General features: G+C 65.6%; 12 protein-coding genes. 9 read left to right on the forward strand and 3 right to left on the reverse strand.

What is annotated here, in order from left to right:
* The first annotated feature begins 180 nt into the window (after nt 1-180).
* A complete protein-coding gene (locus EJV47_RS03695; RefSeq protein ID WP_126691796.1) occupies nt 181-1,269 on the forward strand; it encodes a T9SS type A sorting domain-containing protein in 1,089 nt (362 codons plus the stop codon).
* 408 nt (nt 1,270-1,677) lie between these two features.
* Here EJV47_RS03695 and EJV47_RS03700 read toward each other — a convergent pair whose 3' ends face one another.
* From EJV47_RS03700 to EJV47_RS03710, 3 genes are all read right to left on the reverse strand, one after another.
* Nucleotides 1,678-2,730 carry a SusE domain-containing protein gene (locus EJV47_RS03700; RefSeq protein WP_126691797.1) on the reverse strand — a complete coding sequence of 351 codons (1,053 nt, stop codon included), beginning with the start codon at nt 2,728-2,730 and terminating at the stop codon, nt 1,678-1,680.
* 81 nt (nt 2,731-2,811) lie between these two features.
* Nucleotides 2,812-4,488, reverse strand: a complete 1,677-nt coding sequence (locus EJV47_RS03705) for a RagB/SusD family nutrient uptake outer membrane protein (RefSeq protein WP_126691798.1) — start codon at nt 4,486-4,488, stop codon at nt 2,812-2,814.
* A gap of 12 nt (nt 4,489-4,500) precedes the next feature.
* Nucleotides 4,501-7,521, reverse strand: a complete 3,021-nt coding sequence (locus tag EJV47_RS03710) for a SusC/RagA family TonB-linked outer membrane protein (RefSeq protein ID WP_126691799.1) — start codon at nt 7,519-7,521, stop codon at nt 4,501-4,503.
* Nucleotides 7,522-7,888: 367 nt separating this feature from the next.
* On the opposite strand from EJV47_RS03710, the gene EJV47_RS03715 reads away from it, so the two are divergent.
* From EJV47_RS03715 to trpA, 8 genes are all read left to right on the forward strand, one after another.
* Nucleotides 7,889-9,307 carry an alpha/beta hydrolase-fold protein gene (locus EJV47_RS03715; protein WP_126691800.1) on the forward strand — a complete coding sequence of 473 codons (1,419 nt, stop codon included), beginning with the start codon at nt 7,889-7,891 and terminating at the stop codon, nt 9,305-9,307.
* A 398-nt stretch (nt 9,308-9,705) separates the two neighbouring features.
* A complete protein-coding gene (locus tag EJV47_RS03720) occupies nt 9,706-11,187 on the forward strand; it encodes an anthranilate synthase component I family protein (protein WP_126691801.1) in 1,482 nt (493 codons plus the stop codon).
* A gap of 170 nt (nt 11,188-11,357) precedes the next feature.
* The gene (locus EJV47_RS03725) at nt 11,358-11,930 is read left to right on the forward strand and encodes an anthranilate synthase component II (RefSeq protein ID WP_126691802.1); all 573 of its coding nucleotides are present in this window, start codon (nt 11,358-11,360) and stop codon (nt 11,928-11,930) included.
* Between the two features lie 87 nt (nt 11,931-12,017).
* Nucleotides 12,018-13,013 carry an anthranilate phosphoribosyltransferase gene (gene trpD / locus EJV47_RS03730; RefSeq protein WP_126691803.1) on the forward strand — a complete coding sequence of 332 codons (996 nt, stop codon included), beginning with the start codon at nt 12,018-12,020 and terminating at the stop codon, nt 13,011-13,013.
* Nucleotides 13,014-13,148: 135 nt separating this feature from the next.
* Nucleotides 13,149-13,964 (forward strand): indole-3-glycerol phosphate synthase TrpC, encoded by an 816-nt coding sequence (gene trpC, locus EJV47_RS03735; protein ID WP_126691804.1) that lies wholly within the window; start codon nt 13,149-13,151, stop codon nt 13,962-13,964.
* Between the two features lie 14 nt (nt 13,965-13,978).
* On the forward strand, nt 13,979-14,647 hold the full coding sequence (locus EJV47_RS03740; protein ID WP_165903606.1) for a phosphoribosylanthranilate isomerase: 669 nt from the start codon (nt 13,979-13,981) through the stop codon (nt 14,645-14,647).
* A 123-nt stretch (nt 14,648-14,770) separates the two neighbouring features.
* A complete protein-coding gene (trpB, locus tag EJV47_RS03745) occupies nt 14,771-15,958 on the forward strand; it encodes a tryptophan synthase subunit beta (protein ID WP_126691806.1) in 1,188 nt (395 codons plus the stop codon).
* A 131-nt stretch (nt 15,959-16,089) separates the two neighbouring features.
* On the forward strand, nt 16,090-16,914 hold the full coding sequence (gene trpA / locus EJV47_RS03750) for a tryptophan synthase subunit alpha (RefSeq protein ID WP_243650996.1): 825 nt from the start codon (nt 16,090-16,092) through the stop codon (nt 16,912-16,914).
* The last annotated feature ends 103 nt before the right edge of the window (nt 16,915-17,017 follow it).

Here is a 17,017-nt window from a genome sequence, read left to right on the forward strand (position 1 = left end):
CCGTTTTTCGGCTTTGTGAGTAAGCATTCACCAACACCGGTTCAGCTTGCGGCCGCAAGCGGGCAGGTGCTCAAAAAATAACGCAAGTAAGCAGCAGTGTTATTTGCGGAATATTTAAGATATTCCGCCCAAAGCTGATAGCTTCTGCAACTCATTCCCACATTTTTCTTTTTCATCCCCATGAAAAACACTTTTACCCTGTTTGGTACCGCGGCCCTGGCCCTGGCTGCGTTGAGCGCCCAGGCCCAGTTCACTGTCGACGGCACCGCCTCCGCCGCTGAAATCGGTACGGGCATCGGCAAATACCAGCAGGTCGCCACGTACACCGGCGCGCACTCCGACGCCGACCGGGGCCTGAAAGCCCTCTATGTAGGCTACACTGCCACCACCCTGAACATCATGCTGGTATCCTCGGCCGACGCGGCCACCTCTGGCCCCTACAAGGCCCTGGTGATGTATCTGAACACGCCGGGCCGCACCGGCACGGCCGCCGGTACCCGCCTGGCTGGCGGCGGCGACGGCCTGTCGCCGCTCAAGCACCGCCCCACCATGGACCTGGAGGTTGACTACGGCCTGCGCATGTCCATCGGCCCCGGCGGCACCGACGTGTACTTCAGCCGCGCCAGCTACGTGGGCACCACCCCCAGCGACACCTACCTGGGCCAGGGCTCCAAAACCGGCGGGCTGGTGACGGCCTCTGGTAACGACTTCGCCGGGGCCAAAATGGCCTACAACAACACTGCCAGCGTAGCTGCCAACACCAGCACCGGCTGGGAAGTTGAAATTCCGCTGTCGGTGCTCGGCAACGGCACCACGCCCCTGGCCGTGGGCGGCCGCGTCGACCTGTTTGCCGCCTACACCGACGGCGACGGTATCTTCACCACCGACGTGATTCCGCAGATCAGCGGGCAGACCACGGCCCTCGGCGCCGACCCGAACTTCACCACCATTGCCGGTACCCAGGCCCTGGCCTATGTCATCGGCACCGGTGTGCTGGCCAAGCACGAGCAGGTGGCTACCAAGCTGCAGTTCGGCGTGTACCCGAACCCGGCCAACGGGGCCGCCCGCGTGAGCTACGTGGTGCCCGGTGCCCAGCAGAACGTGGAGCTGGCCGTGTACAACGCCATGGGCCAGCGCGTACGCGACCTAGCAGCCGGCTCGCAAACGGGCCCCCAGCAGTACAGCCTCGCCAACCTCAGCGCCGGTACCTACCTGGTGAAGCTGCGCGTGGGTGACCAAAGCACCAGCCAGAAAGTAGTGGTGCAGTAGTTTTCTTGTCACACTTACAAGAAAAGGCGGCTCCTCCGGGGCCGCCTTTTCTTTTGCTTTAAACCGGAGCCCGAGTCGCCCTCATTGCTGCCTGCGGGCCGCTATCCGGTTCCCGGCAACTCGTAGCTGCTACACCCCGTGGCTTCCATTTTAGGGCCGTGATAGGGCCCTGAAACCCGCTTCAATTACAAACCAGCCGTTTGGCAATAGGTTGGGCTTGCCCACTCCGTCTTGGTCCGCAACTGCCGCGGGCACCTGAGCGTAGCGCCTGCGGCGGCTAGTTGGCGGGCGTAGCTTCGGCAGGGCGAAGATGACAGCCGCCAGGCAACGGGCCCAGAAACCAGCAGTAAGAGCAACAAAAAAGCCTTACCCGCACTGGGTAAGGCTTTTTTGTTGCTGCGGCGGCGCTTAGCGCAGCGAGTAGGTGTAGTTGCCGGGGCGGCTCAGGTCGAGCGTCACGGTGTAAGTGCCGGGAGTCGTTACGTTGATGTCGCTTCCGCCGTAGTCGAGCAGGCCATCGGCAGGTACCGAAGCCGAGCCGTCACCGAAGTTGATGGGCCAGTCGTTGTTGGCGCGGAACTTAATAGCGCCGGCCGTCAGGGTTACGCGGGCGCTCCAGGTGCCGGCGGTGGCATCGTAGGTGAGGGGCGTATCGGCATTCCAGCCGCCGGGCGTAGCCGAGCCGATAACCGACCAGGTCGTCTTCACCGCTTCCCAGGTCAGGGTCGTGGTGTTGGCCTTCAGGCGGTAGTAGCCCGTCGTGGGTACCGTCAGGTTGCCCGCGCCGCCGTTGGTCGACAGCGTACCGGCCGCAGTGCCAGCGCCGTAGTTGGTGCCGTTCCAGTCGGCCTGGCTCGTAAACTTAAACTCCGGCGAAGCGGCGTTCAGGTTCACGTAGCCCTCGTAAGCATCAGGGGCCGAGGTGAAGGCCGAAACCTTCGGCGCCGTGGCCGGTGCCCAGCCCTGGTGGTTGCCGGGGACGTAGAGCGAGGGGTAGTTGATGATAACCAGGTAAGGCGTCGCCGAGAACGTGGTAGCCGGGGAGGTCACGAACACGTTGTTGCTGACGCTGGCCTTCACGCGCACCTGGGCTTGGCTGGCCGTACCGGCAGACAGGCGCAGGTTGCTAAGCAGGAGGCTGTTGATTTCGGCTACCGTGAAGGTTTTCGAGTTGCCCGTCAGCCCGGTCACTTCGTAGGGCGTGGCAAAGTTGTTGCCGGCCCTGTCGAACTGCAGGGTGTAGGTAACGGCCGCGGGGTAGCCGAAGTCAACGGCCGGCCAGGTGTAGGTAATAGCCGTCTGGCTGGCGTTGGCGCTGCTCAGGTTCAGGGTGGTGGCCGAGGCCGTCAGCGCCGGCTCGCCCGGCATCTTCATAACGACGCGGTCCTCATCCTTTTCGCAGGAGGCCAGGGCCACCAGCAGCAGGCAGGAAGCCGCAAAGTGAGTCAACAGGTTTCGCATGGGAATGTACTGGTGTGGGAATGAAAACAAACCGGAGCGGGCCGGCTCCCCCGAAAGGCAGCCGGCCCGGAAAAAGTTCGGCTAGTACCCGGGGTTTTGGGGCAGGTTGGGGTTAACCGCCCGGTCGGAAGCCGGGATGGGGTACAGGGCACGGAATGACTCCACCCCGCGACCTGCGGCCGTGCCACCCTTCCAGGGCCACACGTACGAGCCGTCGGTGAACTTGCCGTAGCGGATAAGGTCGGTGCGGCGGAATCCTTCCCAGAACAGCTCCCGGCCCCGCTCGTCGAGCAGGTAGTCGGTGGTGAGCTGGGCGGCGGTGATGGCGCTGCCAGTGGCGTTGGCGTAGGCGCGGGCCCGCAGCTGGTTGACGTAGGTCAGGGCCAGGGCGGCGTCGCCCGTGCCGCCGCGCTTCACGGCCTCGGCGTAGTTCAGCATCATCTCACCCAGACGAATCATCGGGTAGTCTATGCTCGACTGGCTCTGCGAACCGCCCAGCTGAGTGCCTGCAGACGTTACGTTACGGAACTTCAGCACGCCGTAACCTTCGGTGAAGGTGCCGATGTCGTTGATTTCCAGAGTTTGGCCCTGGGTCCAGAAACGGCCGCGGGTGTCGCGGGCGGTATCGGCGCCGAACAGGTTGAACAGGTTCTTGGTGGCGCGCATGCCACCCCAGCCGCCCTGCGGCATGCCCACTTTAGACTTCCAGGCGGTATTGCTGGGGCTGGTCGAGCCGTTCACCAGGAAGGTAGTGCCCCCGAAGCTGCGGGTGTTGTTGGCGTCGAAGGTCACCGGCCAGATGATTTCGTTGCGGGCCGGGGACGTGTGGTTGTCGGCCAGGAACAGGCGGCCGTAGCCCGAGGCAATGTTGCCGGCCGCGGTGGTCGACAGCGCGTAGCCCGGCACGTCAATAACACGCTTGGCGTAGGTGGCCGCTTCGGTGTAGCGGGCGGTACCGTCGCGCAGGCCGGGGGCCGAGGCGGTGTACACCTGGGCATTCAGGTACAGGCGGGAAAGCATACCCCAGGCGGCGGCTTTGTCCACGCGGCCGTACTCGTTGGTGCGCGGGTCGGCGAAGTCCGGGTCGTTGCTCAGGGCCAGCAGCTCACTTTCCACGTATTCGAAGATCTGCTGCCGGTTGCGGTACGGGGGCGTGAACACGCCGGCCGGGTCGGTATCCGTCACGAAGGGGCCACCGCCGTACAGATCCAGCACGTGCATGTAAGCCACGGCGCGCAGGAAGCGGGCCTCGGCGCGGTAGCGCTTGGCCTGGGCCACGTCGGCCCCGCTCAGGCGCGCGTTCAGCTTCTCGTCGCTGGACTCGCGGATGAACTCGTTGGCAATGGCAATTTCGTAGTAGATGCGGTAGTACAGGCCCCGGGTCAGCGGGTTCGAGGCCGTCCAGTTCATGTTGTGCCAGTCGCGCACACCGGCGTCGCCCCAGGCAATAATACCCTCGTCGGTCGATAGCACCTGGGCGCTCCACAGCTGACGGATGTAGTCGGAGGTACCTTCGTCGATACCCTGCACGTCGCCGCCGCCCGAGGCGCCGTTGTCGTCGGAGCCCAGGCCCGTCACGGCAAAGCCGCCGTACACCTTGGCCAGCACCTGCCGGTAGCTAGCCAGATCCACGTACACCTTGTCGGGGGTGCGCTCGTACTTGGGCTCCAGAGTCAAATCGTTACACGACGAGAGTCCCGCCGTCAGGGCCAGGCCCGTAGAGGCCACTACCAGGCCACGGATTAGAAATTTATTCATGGGTGGGGTAGGTTAGAAGCTGGCGTTCAGGCCGAACGTAAAGGTGCGGGCGCGCGGGTAGAAGTTGTTGTCAACCCCGGTGAAAATCTCCGGGTCCAGGCCGCTGTACTTGGTGATGAGGAACACGTTCTGAACAGCAGCCGTCACGCGAAGATTCGTCCCTTCGCGGAAAATCTTGCCGAAGTTGTAGCCCAGGGTGATGTTCTCGCCGCGGATAAACGAGCCGTTCTCCACGTAGTAGTCCGACAGGATCTGCTGGGTGCGGAAACCTGTGTCGCGGATGCCCACCGGCAGGTTCCCCACGAAGCCGGTCGAGGTGCGGGCGTTGGCGTAGTTGGCCAGGTTGCCGGCCAGCGAGTTGTACACGTAGTTGCCGGCGTTGGCGCGCAGCACGGCCGACAGGGTCAGCTTCTTGTAGGTCAGGTTGGTGGTGAAGCCGAAGGTGGCCAGCGGAGCGCGCTGCTTGTAGCGGTACAGGTCCTGTTCGTTGACCTGCCCGTCGCCGTTGCGGTCCACGTACACGCCTTCTACCGGGCGGCCGTCCTCGCCGTACACCTGCTGGTACACGTAGTAAGCGTTGTTGGGGTAGCCTACCGACTGGATCTGGATGTTGCTGCCGGTGCCGCCGGGGATGCCTTCTACCTGGTAGCCCACGAAGCCTTCCTGCTGACGGCCGAGGTCGGTGATTTCCGTCTTGTTATAGGCGGCGTTGAAGTTCAAATCCCAGGTGAAGCTCTCACCGCGGACGGGCACTGCGTTGATGGCGAATTCGATGCCGCGGTTGCGCAGCGAGCCGACGTTACGGTTCAGCTGGTTGCTCAGGCCGCCAGCCGGCACAAATACGTTGGCGAACAGGTCAGTGGTTTCCCGCTCGTAGGCGTCGATGGTGCCCGAAAGGCGGTTGTCCAGCAAGCCCCAGTCCAGACCCACGTTCAGGGTAGAAGTGGTTTCCCAGCGCAGCTCCGGGTTGTAGCCCGAGGGACGCAGCGTCGGCACGAAGATGGGGTTGCCGTTGGCATCCACCCCGAACTGGTACTGCACGCCCGAGCGGCCGGTCACGTAGCGCGGCAGCGCGTCGAAGGGGCCACCGATTTCCTGCTGGCCGGTCAGGCCGTAGCCAGCGCGCAGCTTCAGCTCCGTCACGGAAGCGTTGTCGGCGAGGAAGTTCTCGCCCTTGAGGCGCCAGCCCAGGCCCACAGCCGGGAAGTAGCCGCTCTGCTCGTCTTCGAGGAAGCGCGAGGTGCGGTCGTTACGCAGGGTCGCCGTCAGCAGGTAGCGGTCCTTCACCGAGAGGTTGGCGCGGCCGAAGTAGGAGATGAGCAGGTAGGGGTTGTAGTACCCGGCTACCGTCAGCTCCTGCCCGGCGGTAAACAGCGTGGTGCGGTCGAAGCGGTAGGGGAGGAACAGCGGACCTTCTTCCTCAAACTTCTGGTACGAGTAGCCAGCCTGGATGTCGAACTTGGTGTTTTCCCCCAGCTGCTTGTTGTAGGCCAGGTAGAAGTCCAGCAGGCGCATGTCCTTGTTCTGCTTGTACTGGAAGTAGCGGCCGTTCTGGTTGATGTTGGTGGCGGCGCTGTTGAAGTTGCCGAAGTCGGTTACCGAGTTCGTGGTCGAGCCTTCGCCGCGCGAAATGTCGGTGGCCAGGTTCAGGTTGGCGCGCAGCTCGGGCAGGAAGTGGAACTTGTAGTCCAGCTGCACGTTGCCGATGAAGCGCTTCACGTCGCTGACGTTGTTGGTGTTGCGCAGGGCCGCTACCGGGTTGCCGGGGGCCAGCGTCAGCGGTACGCCGGCGGGGGTCAGGTACTGGAAGTAGCCGCCGAAGGGAGCAAACTGGGCCTCCGCGGAGCGCACCGGCTGCGTGGGGTCGTAGAACAGGGCGTTGCCGATCTGACCGTTGTCGATGAAGCGGTTCTTCAGCTGCGTGCCCTTGGCATTCACGTCGATTTTCAGGTGGCCGTCGAGGATAACCGGCGACAGGCTCACCGAGCCGGTGTTACGCTTCAGGTTGTTGGTGATGACGATGCCGTCCTGGTACAGGTTGCCGTACGACACGCGGAAGGGCAGCTTGCCCAGGTTGCCGGTCAGGCTGACGTTGTTGTCGTAGGTCATGGCAGTACGGAAGATTTCGTCCTGCCAGTTGGTATTGGCCGTGCCCAGCGTCGCTACCTGCGAGGGGATGCCGTTGGCCTGAATCAGCGAGCGGAACTCGTCGGCGCCCAGCACCTCGTAGGTCTTGAAGGGGCGCGATACCGAGGTCTGCGAGGAGAAGTTCACCGTCAGCTTCTCGCCCTGCAGGCCGCGCTTGGTGGTGATGAGCACTACCCCGTTGGAGGCGCGGTTGCCGTAGATGGCCAGGGCCGAGGCGTCCTTCAGAATGGTGATGCTCTCGATATCGTTCGGGTTGATCAGCGAGAGCGGGTTGCTGGCGCCGCTGATGCCGCCTTTGTCCACGGCCACGCCGTCGATTACGTACAGCGGGTCGTTGTTGGCGTTGAGCGAGGAGCCGCCGCGAATGCGGATGGTGGTAGCTGCGCCCGGGGCACCGCCGCCGGTGGTGATGTTCACGCCGGAAACCTTGCCCTGCACCAGCTGCTCGGGGTTGGTCACCTGGCCCGGCACGAAGTCCTTGGCCTGTACCGAGGCAATGGAGCCGGTCACGTCCTGGCGGCGCTGCACGCCGTAGCCCACTACCACGGCCTCGTTCAGCAGGGTGGTGTTTTCGCCCAGGGTGATATCCGATACCGAAGTGGTCTGCCCGTTGGCCACGTTCACCGGTACGCGCTGGGTGGAGTAGCCCACAAAGGAGGTAACCACCGTCTGCGCGCCGGCCGGCACGTTCTGGATCAGAAATTGGCCCTCGGCGTTGGTGGAGCTACCCAGCTGCGTACCCTCGATGATGACGGTAACGCCCGGCAGCGCCTGTTGCTTTTCGTCGAGCACGCGCCCGCTCACAGTGCCCTGGGCGGCCGCACTCAGCGTGCAACAAATGAAAAATAGCAGAAACCAGAGTTTCGGCAGGTAAGTGTGCTTCATGATGACATGAAATGGGTTGTGGGAAAATTGCAGGGAATGTCGGCGGCAGTAAAGCGGCGCAAACGTTGGCGGAATTAGACCCGGAAGGGGCGAAATCCAGGCGTCAGCGCCGGCTACTCATTAATAAACTGCGCAAAATAAAGTTTCGGCCAGCGTAAAAACCATGAAGAAAACCAGGAGCAGGACGTGATTTTTTGCAGGGGCAGGTTGTGGTGATTTACATAGGCTCTTGATTATCAGCAAATCAGCCAGCGTAAAGTCCGAAACCAGGGCAGCGGGTGTGAGTGAGCGTTTAATCACCGGGGAGTACGGCTGGACAAATTTCGCTGGTTTCTATCACTTTTGCGCTGTCAACATACCGAATTATATGCGTCTTTTTTTTGCCTTGCTCGTCCTGCTGGCCGGTAGCGCCCAGGCACAAACCACTTTTCGCCTGACCAGCGTGCCGGCCAGTACCCCCGCCGGGGCCACGTTGTACCTGGCCGGCTCGATGAACAACTGGAACCCGGGCAGCGCGGCCCACGCCCTCACGCGCCAGCCCGATGGCAGCTACACCGTGACGCTGCCGGCCACCGTAACCGGGGCGCTGGAATTCAAGTTCACCCGCGGGGCCTGGTCTTCGGTAGAATCCGACGCGCAGAACCAGGACATCGGCAACCGCCGCTACACCGCCACCGGGGCGCCCGTCACGGTGGATTTGCAGGTGGTGAACTGGAAAGACCTCGGCGCGCCGAGCACTTGCACGTCTTCGGCCCTGCAGCCCAACGTGCAGGTAATGAGCACCAGCTTCCAGATACCCCAGCTCGGCCGCACCCGGCGCGTGTGGGTGTATCTGCCCTCGGATTACGCCACTTCGGGCCGCCGCTACCCCGTGCTTTACCTGCACGATGGGCAGAACGTGTTCGACCAGTGCACCAGCTTCTCGGGCGAGTGGGGCGTGGATGAGACGCTGGCCCAGCTGCAGCAGAGCGGGCAGGACGCTACCGGCTGCATCGTGGTGGCCGTGGACAACGACGGGGCCCAGCGCCTCAACGAGTACTCGCCCTGGAACAACCCGCAGTACGGCGGCGGGCAGGGCGCGCAGTACGTGGATTTTCTGGTGCAGACGCTCAAGCCCTACGTGGACCAGCAGTACCGCACCCTGCCCGACCGCCTGAATACCGGCATCGGGGGCAGCAGCATGGGCGGGCTGATTTCGCTGTACGCGGCCCTGCAGTACCCGGCGGTATTCGGGCGGGCGGCCGTTTTCTCGCCCGCGTTCTGGTTTGCCGAAGCCAGCCTGAAAAACTACCTGCACCAGCACCGCGCCACGGCCAGCCAGCCCACGCGCTTCTACTTCGTGGCCGGCACCCAGGAAAGCCAGACCATGGTGCCCCTGATGCAGGCCGTGCGCGACTCCCTGCTGCGCGCCGGTTACGCCGCCACCGACCTCAACTACCAAGTGCGCACCGACGGGCAGCACGCCGAGTGGTTCTGGCGGCGCGAGTTTCCGGCCGCCTACCAGTGGCTGTACCGCCCCGCCGGCCCCACGGCGGCGGGAACGGCCAGCCGCGCCGCCGCGTTCCAGCTCTTCCCGAACCCCGCGAGCCAGCAGCTAACCGTGCAGCTGCCCGAGGGCTGGCGCCATGCCCGCTTGGAAATTGTGGATTCGGCCGGGCGGGTGGTGCTGCGCCGCACGCTGCGGGCCGCCGCTACGCTGAGCGTGGCCGAACTACGCCCCGGCGCCTACGTGGCCCGGCTGAAAGGGGAAAAGCAGACGCTCAGCCAGCCGTTTGTGCGCAACTGAGGCGCAGGCCGCGTTGGAAATTCGGCAAAACGGTTGGGCTTTCGTTGCGGCATTTTGGAAAGCTTGATTTTCCCAGCCCTCTATTTTGATAAGTGTTAAAAATTTTACTCGTTAGTTGAAATAATTTCATTGTGGCTTGGCGAAAGTTGCGAGGCTGCCGTACTTTTGCAGCGTCAACCATTCACTCACCATGCTTTTCGCCTCAACTACTATTCAGCTGCGCTGGTGGTGGCCCTGCCGAGTATCCGGTCGGGACCAGTAATCTGCGCGTGCGTAGTTGAAGCAGTTGACCCTGCTACACTTCAAACCCTAGCAGTGCAAGCCCGGCCCACCAGCCGGGCTTGTTGTTTTTCCGGGTTGGCTTTTCCCCTCGTCCGCCCGCCTTTTTTCGTTTGCCCATGTCCGCCGCCATTCCTTTGCGTACCCGCCACCTGCGCCTGCCCGCCGACACCGTGACACCGGTGGGCCTGTTTCTGCGCCTGCGCGACCAGTACCCCGGCTGCCTGCTGCTGGAAAGCTCCGACTACCACGCCCAGCAGAACGCCTTTTCCTATATCGTACTCGACGAGCTGGCCCGCTTCGAGCTGCGCGGGGCCGAGCTGCTGGAGCGCCTGCCCGGCCGCCCCGAGCAGCGCACCCGGCTGGCCGACCCGCGCCACGAAGCCCTGCCGCGCCTGCGCCGCTTCGCCGACCAGTTCGAGGCCCCCGACTGCGGGCAGCCGTTTATCACCGGCGGCTTGTTCGGCTTCATGGGCTACGGCGCAGCCCAGTACTGCGAGGATGTGCGCTTCGAGGAGGCCAAGCCCGCCCCGTACCAGCTGCCCGACGCCCGCTACGGCCTGTACCGCTACGTGCTGGCCCTGAACCACTACCGCCAGGAGCTGCACATCTTCGAGCACACGCCCGCCAGTCAGCAGCCCGACGAAGCGGCCCTGCAGCGCCTGCTGAGCGTGGTGCGCAGCCCCGTGCGCCCGGCCTTCAGCTTCAGCCTGGAAGGGGAGGAGCAGACCAACCAGACCGACGACGAGTTCCGCCGGGTGCTGGGCCAGGCCCGGCAGCATTGCCTGCGCGGCGACGTGTTTCAGCTGGTGGCCTCGCGGCGCTTTCAGCAGCGCTTCCGCGGCGACGAGTTTCAGGTGTACCGCGCCCTGCGGGCCATCAACCCCTCGCCCTATCTGTTCTATTTCGACTACGGCAGCTACCGCCTGCTGGGTTCCTCGCCCGAGCCCCAGCTGCGGGTGGAAAAGGGCGAAGCCAGCATCTTCCCCATTGCCGGCACCTTCCGCCGCACCGGCCACGACGCCGAGGACGCCGCCCTGGCCGAAAAGCTGGTGGCCGACCCCAAGGAAAACGCCGAGCACGTGATGCTGGTGGACCTGGCCCGCAACGACTTAGCCCGGCACGGCGAGAAAGTGGAGGTGCGCCGCTTCCGCGAAATCCAGTACTACTCGCACGTCATTCACCTCGTCAGCCACGTGGCCGCCACGCTGGCCGCCGGCACCGACCCGCTGGTGGTGGCCGCCGATACCTTCCCGGCCGGCACGCTCTCGGGCGCGCCCAAGGTGCGGGCCATGCAGCTCATCGACGCGCTGGAGCCCTCGGCCCGCGGCGTGTACGGCGGCTGCCTGGGCCACCTGGGCCTCGACGGCTCGTTCAACCACGCCATCTTCATTCGCTCCTTCGTAAGCGTGGCCGGCACCCTGTACTACCAGGCCGGCGCGGGCGTGGTGGCCAAATCCGACCTCGAAGCGGAGCTGAACGAGGTGCACCACAAGCTGGGCGCCCTGCGCCAGGCCCTGCGCCAGGCCGCCAAAGCCGGCGAGGAAGTGCAGCCGGTGGAAGTCGGCGACCGGGCCCCGCTGTCCACAGTGGCCCTCTGAACCCCGTCGGCGGCCGCCGGGCCGCCGCCGTTGGTCTTTGGCGCAGCGCAGACTGACCGACGACCCACGGCAGCGAGTTTCTGGCCCGCGCGGAACCGCGCCGCCAGAACCTAACCTGTCACGTGTCACCGGTTACCCCGAACCTGTCACGTGTCACCTCCCTCCAAGCCATGAGCATCCTCGTCTTCGACAACTACGACTCCTTTACCTACAACCTGGTGCAGGTGCTGCGCGAGCTGGGCCACGGCGCCGACCTCACCGTGCGCCGCAACGACCAGCTCGACCTCGACGAAGTAGCCGGCTACGACGCGGTGCTGCTGTCGCCCGGGCCCGGCATTCCGGCCGAAGCCGGCCTGATGCCCGAGCTGATCCGGCGCTACGCCCCCTCGAAGCGCATTCTGGGCGTGTGCCTGGGCCACCAGGGCATTGCTGAAAGCTTTGGGGCGGCGCTGGTGAACCTCACCGAGGTGCACCACGGCGTGGCCAGCCAGGCCCGGGTGGCCCGGCCCGACGAGCGGCTGTTTCGGGGCCTGCCGCCGGAGTTTCGAGTGGGCCGCTACCACTCCTGGGCCGTGCGCCCCGACTCGCTGCCCGCCTGCCTGGAAGCCACCGCCCACGACGACGCGGGCGAAATCATGGCCCTGCGCCACCGCGAGTACGACGTGCGCGGCGTGCAATTCCACCCCGAGTCGGTGCTGACCGAGCACGGCCATCAGTTGCTGAATAACTGGTTAAATGGCTAAATGGCTGGATGGCTAAATGGTTGATTGTTCAACGCTAGCAGAACGACCAGCCATTTAACCATTAAGCCATTTGACAATGCAATAGCAATGAAACAACTGCTCAACGCTCTGTTCGACCACCATACCCTGAGCCGCGCCGAGGCGCACGCGCTGATGCTGCGCCTGGGCCAGGGCGAGGTCAACGACGCGGAAGCCGCCGCCCTGCTGACGGTCTACCGCATGCGCCCCATCACCGTGCCCGAGCTGGCCGGCTTCCGCGACGCGCTGCTGGAGCTGTGCCGCGACCCGGAGCTGGACACCCACGAGCTGCTCGACATCGTGGGCACCGGCGGCGACGGCAAGGAAACCCTCAACATCAGCACCCTGGCCTCGTTCGTGGTGGCGGGGGCGGGCTACAAGGTGGCCAAGCACGGCAACTTCGGCGTGTCGTCCTCGGTGGGCGCCTCCAATATCCTGGCCTACTTCGGCTACGATTTCGACACCCCGCCCGACCGCATGCGGCGGCAGCTCGACGTGGCCGGCATCTGCTTTCTGCACGCCCCGGCCTTTCACCCGGCCATGCGCCGCGTGGCCCCCGTGCGCCGCGACCTGGGCGTGCGTACTTTCTTCAACATGCTCGGCCCGCTGATCAACCCGGCCCGGCCCGCGGCCCAGCTGCTGGGCGTGTACAGCCTGGAGCTGCTGCGCCTCTACCAGTATCTGCTGCAGGAATCGGGCACGCGCTACGCCGTGGTACACGCCCTCGACGGCTACGACGAGCTGAGCCTGACCGGCGAGGCCAAGATTGCCACCTCCGAGGGCGGGGAGCGGCTGCTCACGGCCGAAGCCCTGGGCCTGCCCGTTATCCAGGCCCAGGACCTGGCCGGGGGCCGCTCGGTGGAAGGCTCCGCCCGCCTCTTCCGCGACGTGCTCGACGGCAAGGGTACCCGCGCCCAGTGCGACGCAGTGGCCGCCAACGCCGCCCTCGGCATTTGCTGCATCAACCCCGCCAGCAGCCTCTCCGACGCCCTCGAAGCCGCCTACGAATCCCTCGATTCCGGCCGCGCCCGCCACGCCTTTATCGGCCTGCTAAACACGCACTAACGCAGTAGCATAAGCTTCAGCTGGTGCTGCGGCCAACGGCCGCAATCCGGTTCCGCGCAGTAACGCGCAATTCCGCCTTGGCGCGTTCCGCGCCAGCACAAGCTCAAGCTTATGCCACTTTCGAACCCCATTCTCATGAACGACATTCTCACCCGCATCGTGGCCCACAAGCGGCAGGAAGTGGCCGAGCGCCGCAGCCTGGTGCCCGAGAAGCTGCTGGAGCGCAGCCAGTACCTTGACGCGCCCACCTTGTCTTTGCGCCAGTACCTCGCCCGGCCCGAGCTGAGCGGTATCATTGCCGAATTCAAGCGCCGCTCCCCCTCGAAGGGCTGGATCAACGAGTTTGCCCCGGTGGAGCGCACCACCCTGGGCTACATGCAGGCCGGCGCCGCCGCCTTGTCGGTGCTGACGGATACCGAGTTTTTCGGCGGCAAGAACGAGGATTTGAGCACCGCCCGGCGCTTCAACCTCTGCCCGATTCTGCGCAAGGACTTCGTCATCGACGCCTACCAGCTGCTCGAAGCCCGCAGCATCGGGGCCGACGCGGTGCTGCTCATTGCCGGCATCCTCACGCCCGAGGAAGTGCGCGACCTGGGCCGGCAGGCCCGGGCCCTCGACCTGGAAGTGCTGCTGGAAGTGCGCGACCTAGACGAGCTGCAGCGCACCCTCGACGTGGCCCTGGACGCGGTGGACCTCGTAGGCGTCAACAACCGCGACCTGCGCGACTTCTCGGTGAGCCTCGACCGCAGCCTGGAGCTGGCGGCTCACCTGCCGGCCAGCCTGGGCCGGGTGGCCGAAAGCGGGCTGCGCACCGCCCAGGACATTGCCACCCTGCGCCGGGCCGGCTACCAGGGCTTCCTCATCGGCGAGACGTTTATGCGCCACGGCCGCCCCGAGCGGGCCTGTGCCGCCCTGGTGCAGCAGCTGCGCGAACTGGCCCCCGTAGCCTGATACCCCGTATGACCATGCCCGCCGACCTCCGAACAGCCGTGCTGCCCGCCCCGCGTCCCGACCGCCCCCTGCTAAAGGTGTGCGGGCTGAAATACCCCGCCAACGTAGCCGCCGTGGCCACGCTGCCGGTCGACATGCTCGGCTTCATCTTCGCCCCCAAGTCGCCGCGCTACGCCCCGACGGCCCTGGATGCGGCCCAGCTGCGCACCCTGCCGATTGCCAAGGTCGGCGTATTCGTCGACGAGAAACCGGCCGTCGTCCGGCGCACAGCCCTGCACTTCGGGCTGACGGCGGTGCAGCTGCACGGGCAGGAAACGCCCGAGGAATGCGCCGAGCTGGCCGCCGCCGGGCTGCCGGTGCTCAAGGCCATCGGGGTGGGGGAGGTGCTCAATCTGGAGCAGCTGGCGGCCTACGCCCCGCACTGCGCCTATTTCGTATTCGACACCGCGGGGCCGGCGGCGGGCGGCAACGGCGTCAGCTTCGACTGGGAGCTGCTGCGGGGGTATAGCCTGCCCACGCCCTACCTGCTGGCCGGCGGCCTCGGCCCGGCCAACGCCGCGGCCCTGCGCCACCTGCAATTGCCCGGCCTGGCCGGCTTCGACGTGAACAGCCGCGTGGAGCAGGCGCCAGGGCTGAAGGATACGGGGCTTTTGCAATCCTTTATCGGCGAGCTGCGCGGATAGAATTGCCCGCAGAGGAACGCAGAGGCTTCGCGGAGGAACGCTGAGCTGTTCTGGAACGACCTCAGCGAACCTCCGCGTCTCTTCTGCGGACCTCTGCGAGAACCCAACAACCAGAACCACACCATGAGCCACTACCAACCCGACGCCCGCGGCTACTACGGCCCCTTCGGCGGCGCCTTTATTCCCGAAATGCTCTACCCGAACGTGGAGGAGCTGCGGGCGCAATACCTCGACATCCTCGCCGATGAAAGCTTCCGGCAGGAGTACCAGCAGCTGCTGCGCGACTACGTGGGCCGCCCCACGCCGCTGTTCAAAGCGGAGCGGTTATCGAAGCACTTCGGGGCCACCATCTACCTGAAGCGCGAGGACCTCTGCCACACCGGCGCCCACAAAATCAACAACACGGTGGGGCAGATTCTGCTGGCTGAGCGGCTGGGCAAAAAGCGCATCATTGCCGAAACCGGGGCCGGGCAGCACGGCGTAGCTACGGCCACCGTCTGCGCCCTGCGCGGGCTGGAGTGCATCGTGTACATGGGCGCCGTGGACATGGAACGGCAGAAGCCCAACGTGGCCCGCATGCGCATGCTCGGCGCCGAGGTGCGGCCCGCCGTCAGCGGCTCCCAGACGCTCAAGGACGCCACCAACGAGGCCATCCGGGACTGGATCAGCAACCCCACCGACACGCACTACATCATCGGCTCCGTCGTGGGCCCGCACCCGTACCCCGACCTGGTGGCCCGCCTGCAGGCCGTCATCAGCGAGGAAATGCGGCGGCAGCTGCTGGAGCAGGCCGGGCGGGAGCTGCCCGATTACGTGGTGGCCTGCGTGGGCGGCGGCTCCAACGCGGCCGGCGCCTTCTACCACTTCCTCGACGAGCCCGCCGTGGAGCTGGTGGCCGTGGAAGCGGCCGGCCACGGCGTCGACAGCGGGAAATCGGCGGCTACCACGGTGCTGGGGCGGCCGGGCATCATCCACGGCAGCCGCACGCTGCTGATGCAGGACGAGCACGGCCAAATCACCGAGCCGCACTCCATTTCGGCCGGCCTCGACTACCCCGGCATCGGCCCGCTGCACGCTTTCCTGGCCGATTCGCGCCGGGCCCGGTTCCTCAGCATCACCGACGCCGACGCCCTGCAGGCCGCCCAGCTCTGCAGCCGCCTCGAAGGCATCATCCCGGCCCTGGAATCGGCCCACGCCATTGCCGCCCTGACGGCGCTGCCGCTGCAAGCCGACGACGTGGTGGTCCTGAACCTCAGCGGCCGCGGCGACAAAGACCTGGAAACCTACCTGCGCGAGCTGCACCTCGCCTAGCCCGCTGTAGCGCGGACTTTAGCCCGCGTCCGTCAGATAGTAATTCAAGCCGCTCACACGGCAGCCGGTCTGCGACAATCGTCCGGACGGACGCGGGCTGAAACCCGCGCTACAGCGTAGCCTCAACTTCCTTGAACACCGACCAACCTACCGTGGCGCCTAACCGGTTTAAAACCCTTTTCGCCCGCAAGCCTCAGGGCCTGCTGAACCTCTACATCACGGCCGGCTACCCCGCGCTGCACGACACCGTGCCCCTGCTGCAAACCCTGGCCGCCGCCGGCGCCGACATCCTGGAAATCGGAGTGCCCTTCTCCGACCCGCTGGCCGACGGCCCGGTAATTCAGCAAACCAGCTCGGTAGCGCTGCGCAACGGCATGACGCTGAAATTGCTGCTGCAGGAGCTGCAGGGCGTCCGGGAGCATCTGCCCGATACGCCGCTGCTGCTCATGGGCTACCTGAATCCGGTGCTGCAGCTGGGCATGGAGGAGTTCTGCCGGCTGGCTTCCGCGGCGGGCATCGACGGGGTCATCCTGCCCGATCTGCCGGCCGAGGAGTACGCCGCCGAGTACCAGGAGCTGTTTCGCCAGCACAACCTGCGCCCGGTGTTCCTCATTACCCCGCAGACCTCCGAGGCCCGCATCCGCCGCCTCGACGAGCTGACCGACTCCTTCCTGTACCTCGTGTCGGGCCCGGGCCTGACGGGCGGCAACCAGACCGCCGACCACGGCGCCCAGCAGGCCTACCTGCAGCGCGTGGAAGCCCTGAACCTGCGCAACCCCCGCCTCGTCGGCTTCGGCATTGCTGATAAAGCCTCCTTCGACGCCGCCTGCCGGCACGCCCACGGCGCCATCATCGGCTCGGCCCTGCTGCGCGCCCTCGACGGTGCCGCCGACCCCCATCAGGCCGCCCGCGAGTTCGTGCAGCGCATCATCGGCCCACCCATCCCGGCCCGATAACCCGCGCCGGTGTCGTAGGGGCGCCTCGCGAGGCGCCCGTCGTTGAACGATAACCCGCGCCGGCCGCCCCGAATACCCCGGCCACTACCCTCCAAACCCCAGC

The organism is Hymenobacter gummosus, assembly GCF_003970915.1.
Classification (GTDB): domain Bacteria; phylum Bacteroidota; class Bacteroidia; order Cytophagales; family Hymenobacteraceae; genus Solirubrum; species Solirubrum gummosum.

What these genes read in the sequence shown, in the direction of transcription:
- EJV47_RS03710 (WP_126691799.1), bottom strand. Translation starts at nt 7,521, where the DNA reads ATGAAGCACACTTACCTGCCGAAACTCTGGTTTCTGCTATTTTTCATT.
- trpB (WP_126691806.1), top strand. Translation starts at nt 14,771, where the DNA reads ATGAGCCACTACCAACCCGACGCCCGCGGCTACTACGGCCCCTTCGGC.
- EJV47_RS03725 (WP_126691802.1), top strand. Translation starts at nt 11,358, where the DNA reads ATGAGCATCCTCGTCTTCGACAACTACGACTCCTTTACCTACAACCTG.
- trpD (WP_126691803.1), top strand. Translation starts at nt 12,018, where the DNA reads ATGAAACAACTGCTCAACGCTCTGTTCGACCACCATACCCTGAGCCGC.
- trpC (WP_126691804.1), top strand. Translation starts at nt 13,149, where the DNA reads ATGAACGACATTCTCACCCGCATCGTGGCCCACAAGCGGCAGGAAGTG.
- EJV47_RS03705 (WP_126691798.1), bottom strand. Translation starts at nt 4,488, where the DNA reads ATGAATAAATTTCTAATCCGTGGCCTGGTAGTGGCCTCTACGGGCCTG.
- EJV47_RS03695 (WP_126691796.1), top strand. Translation starts at nt 181, where the DNA reads ATGAAAAACACTTTTACCCTGTTTGGTACCGCGGCCCTGGCCCTGGCT.
- EJV47_RS03715 (WP_126691800.1), top strand. Translation starts at nt 7,889, where the DNA reads ATGCGTCTTTTTTTTGCCTTGCTCGTCCTGCTGGCCGGTAGCGCCCAG.
- EJV47_RS03740 (WP_165903606.1), top strand. Translation starts at nt 13,979, where the DNA reads ATGCCCGCCGACCTCCGAACAGCCGTGCTGCCCGCCCCGCGTCCCGAC.
- EJV47_RS03720 (WP_126691801.1), top strand. Translation starts at nt 9,706, where the DNA reads ATGTCCGCCGCCATTCCTTTGCGTACCCGCCACCTGCGCCTGCCCGCC.
- EJV47_RS03700 (WP_126691797.1), bottom strand. Translation starts at nt 2,730, where the DNA reads ATGCGAAACCTGTTGACTCACTTTGCGGCTTCCTGCCTGCTGCTGGTG.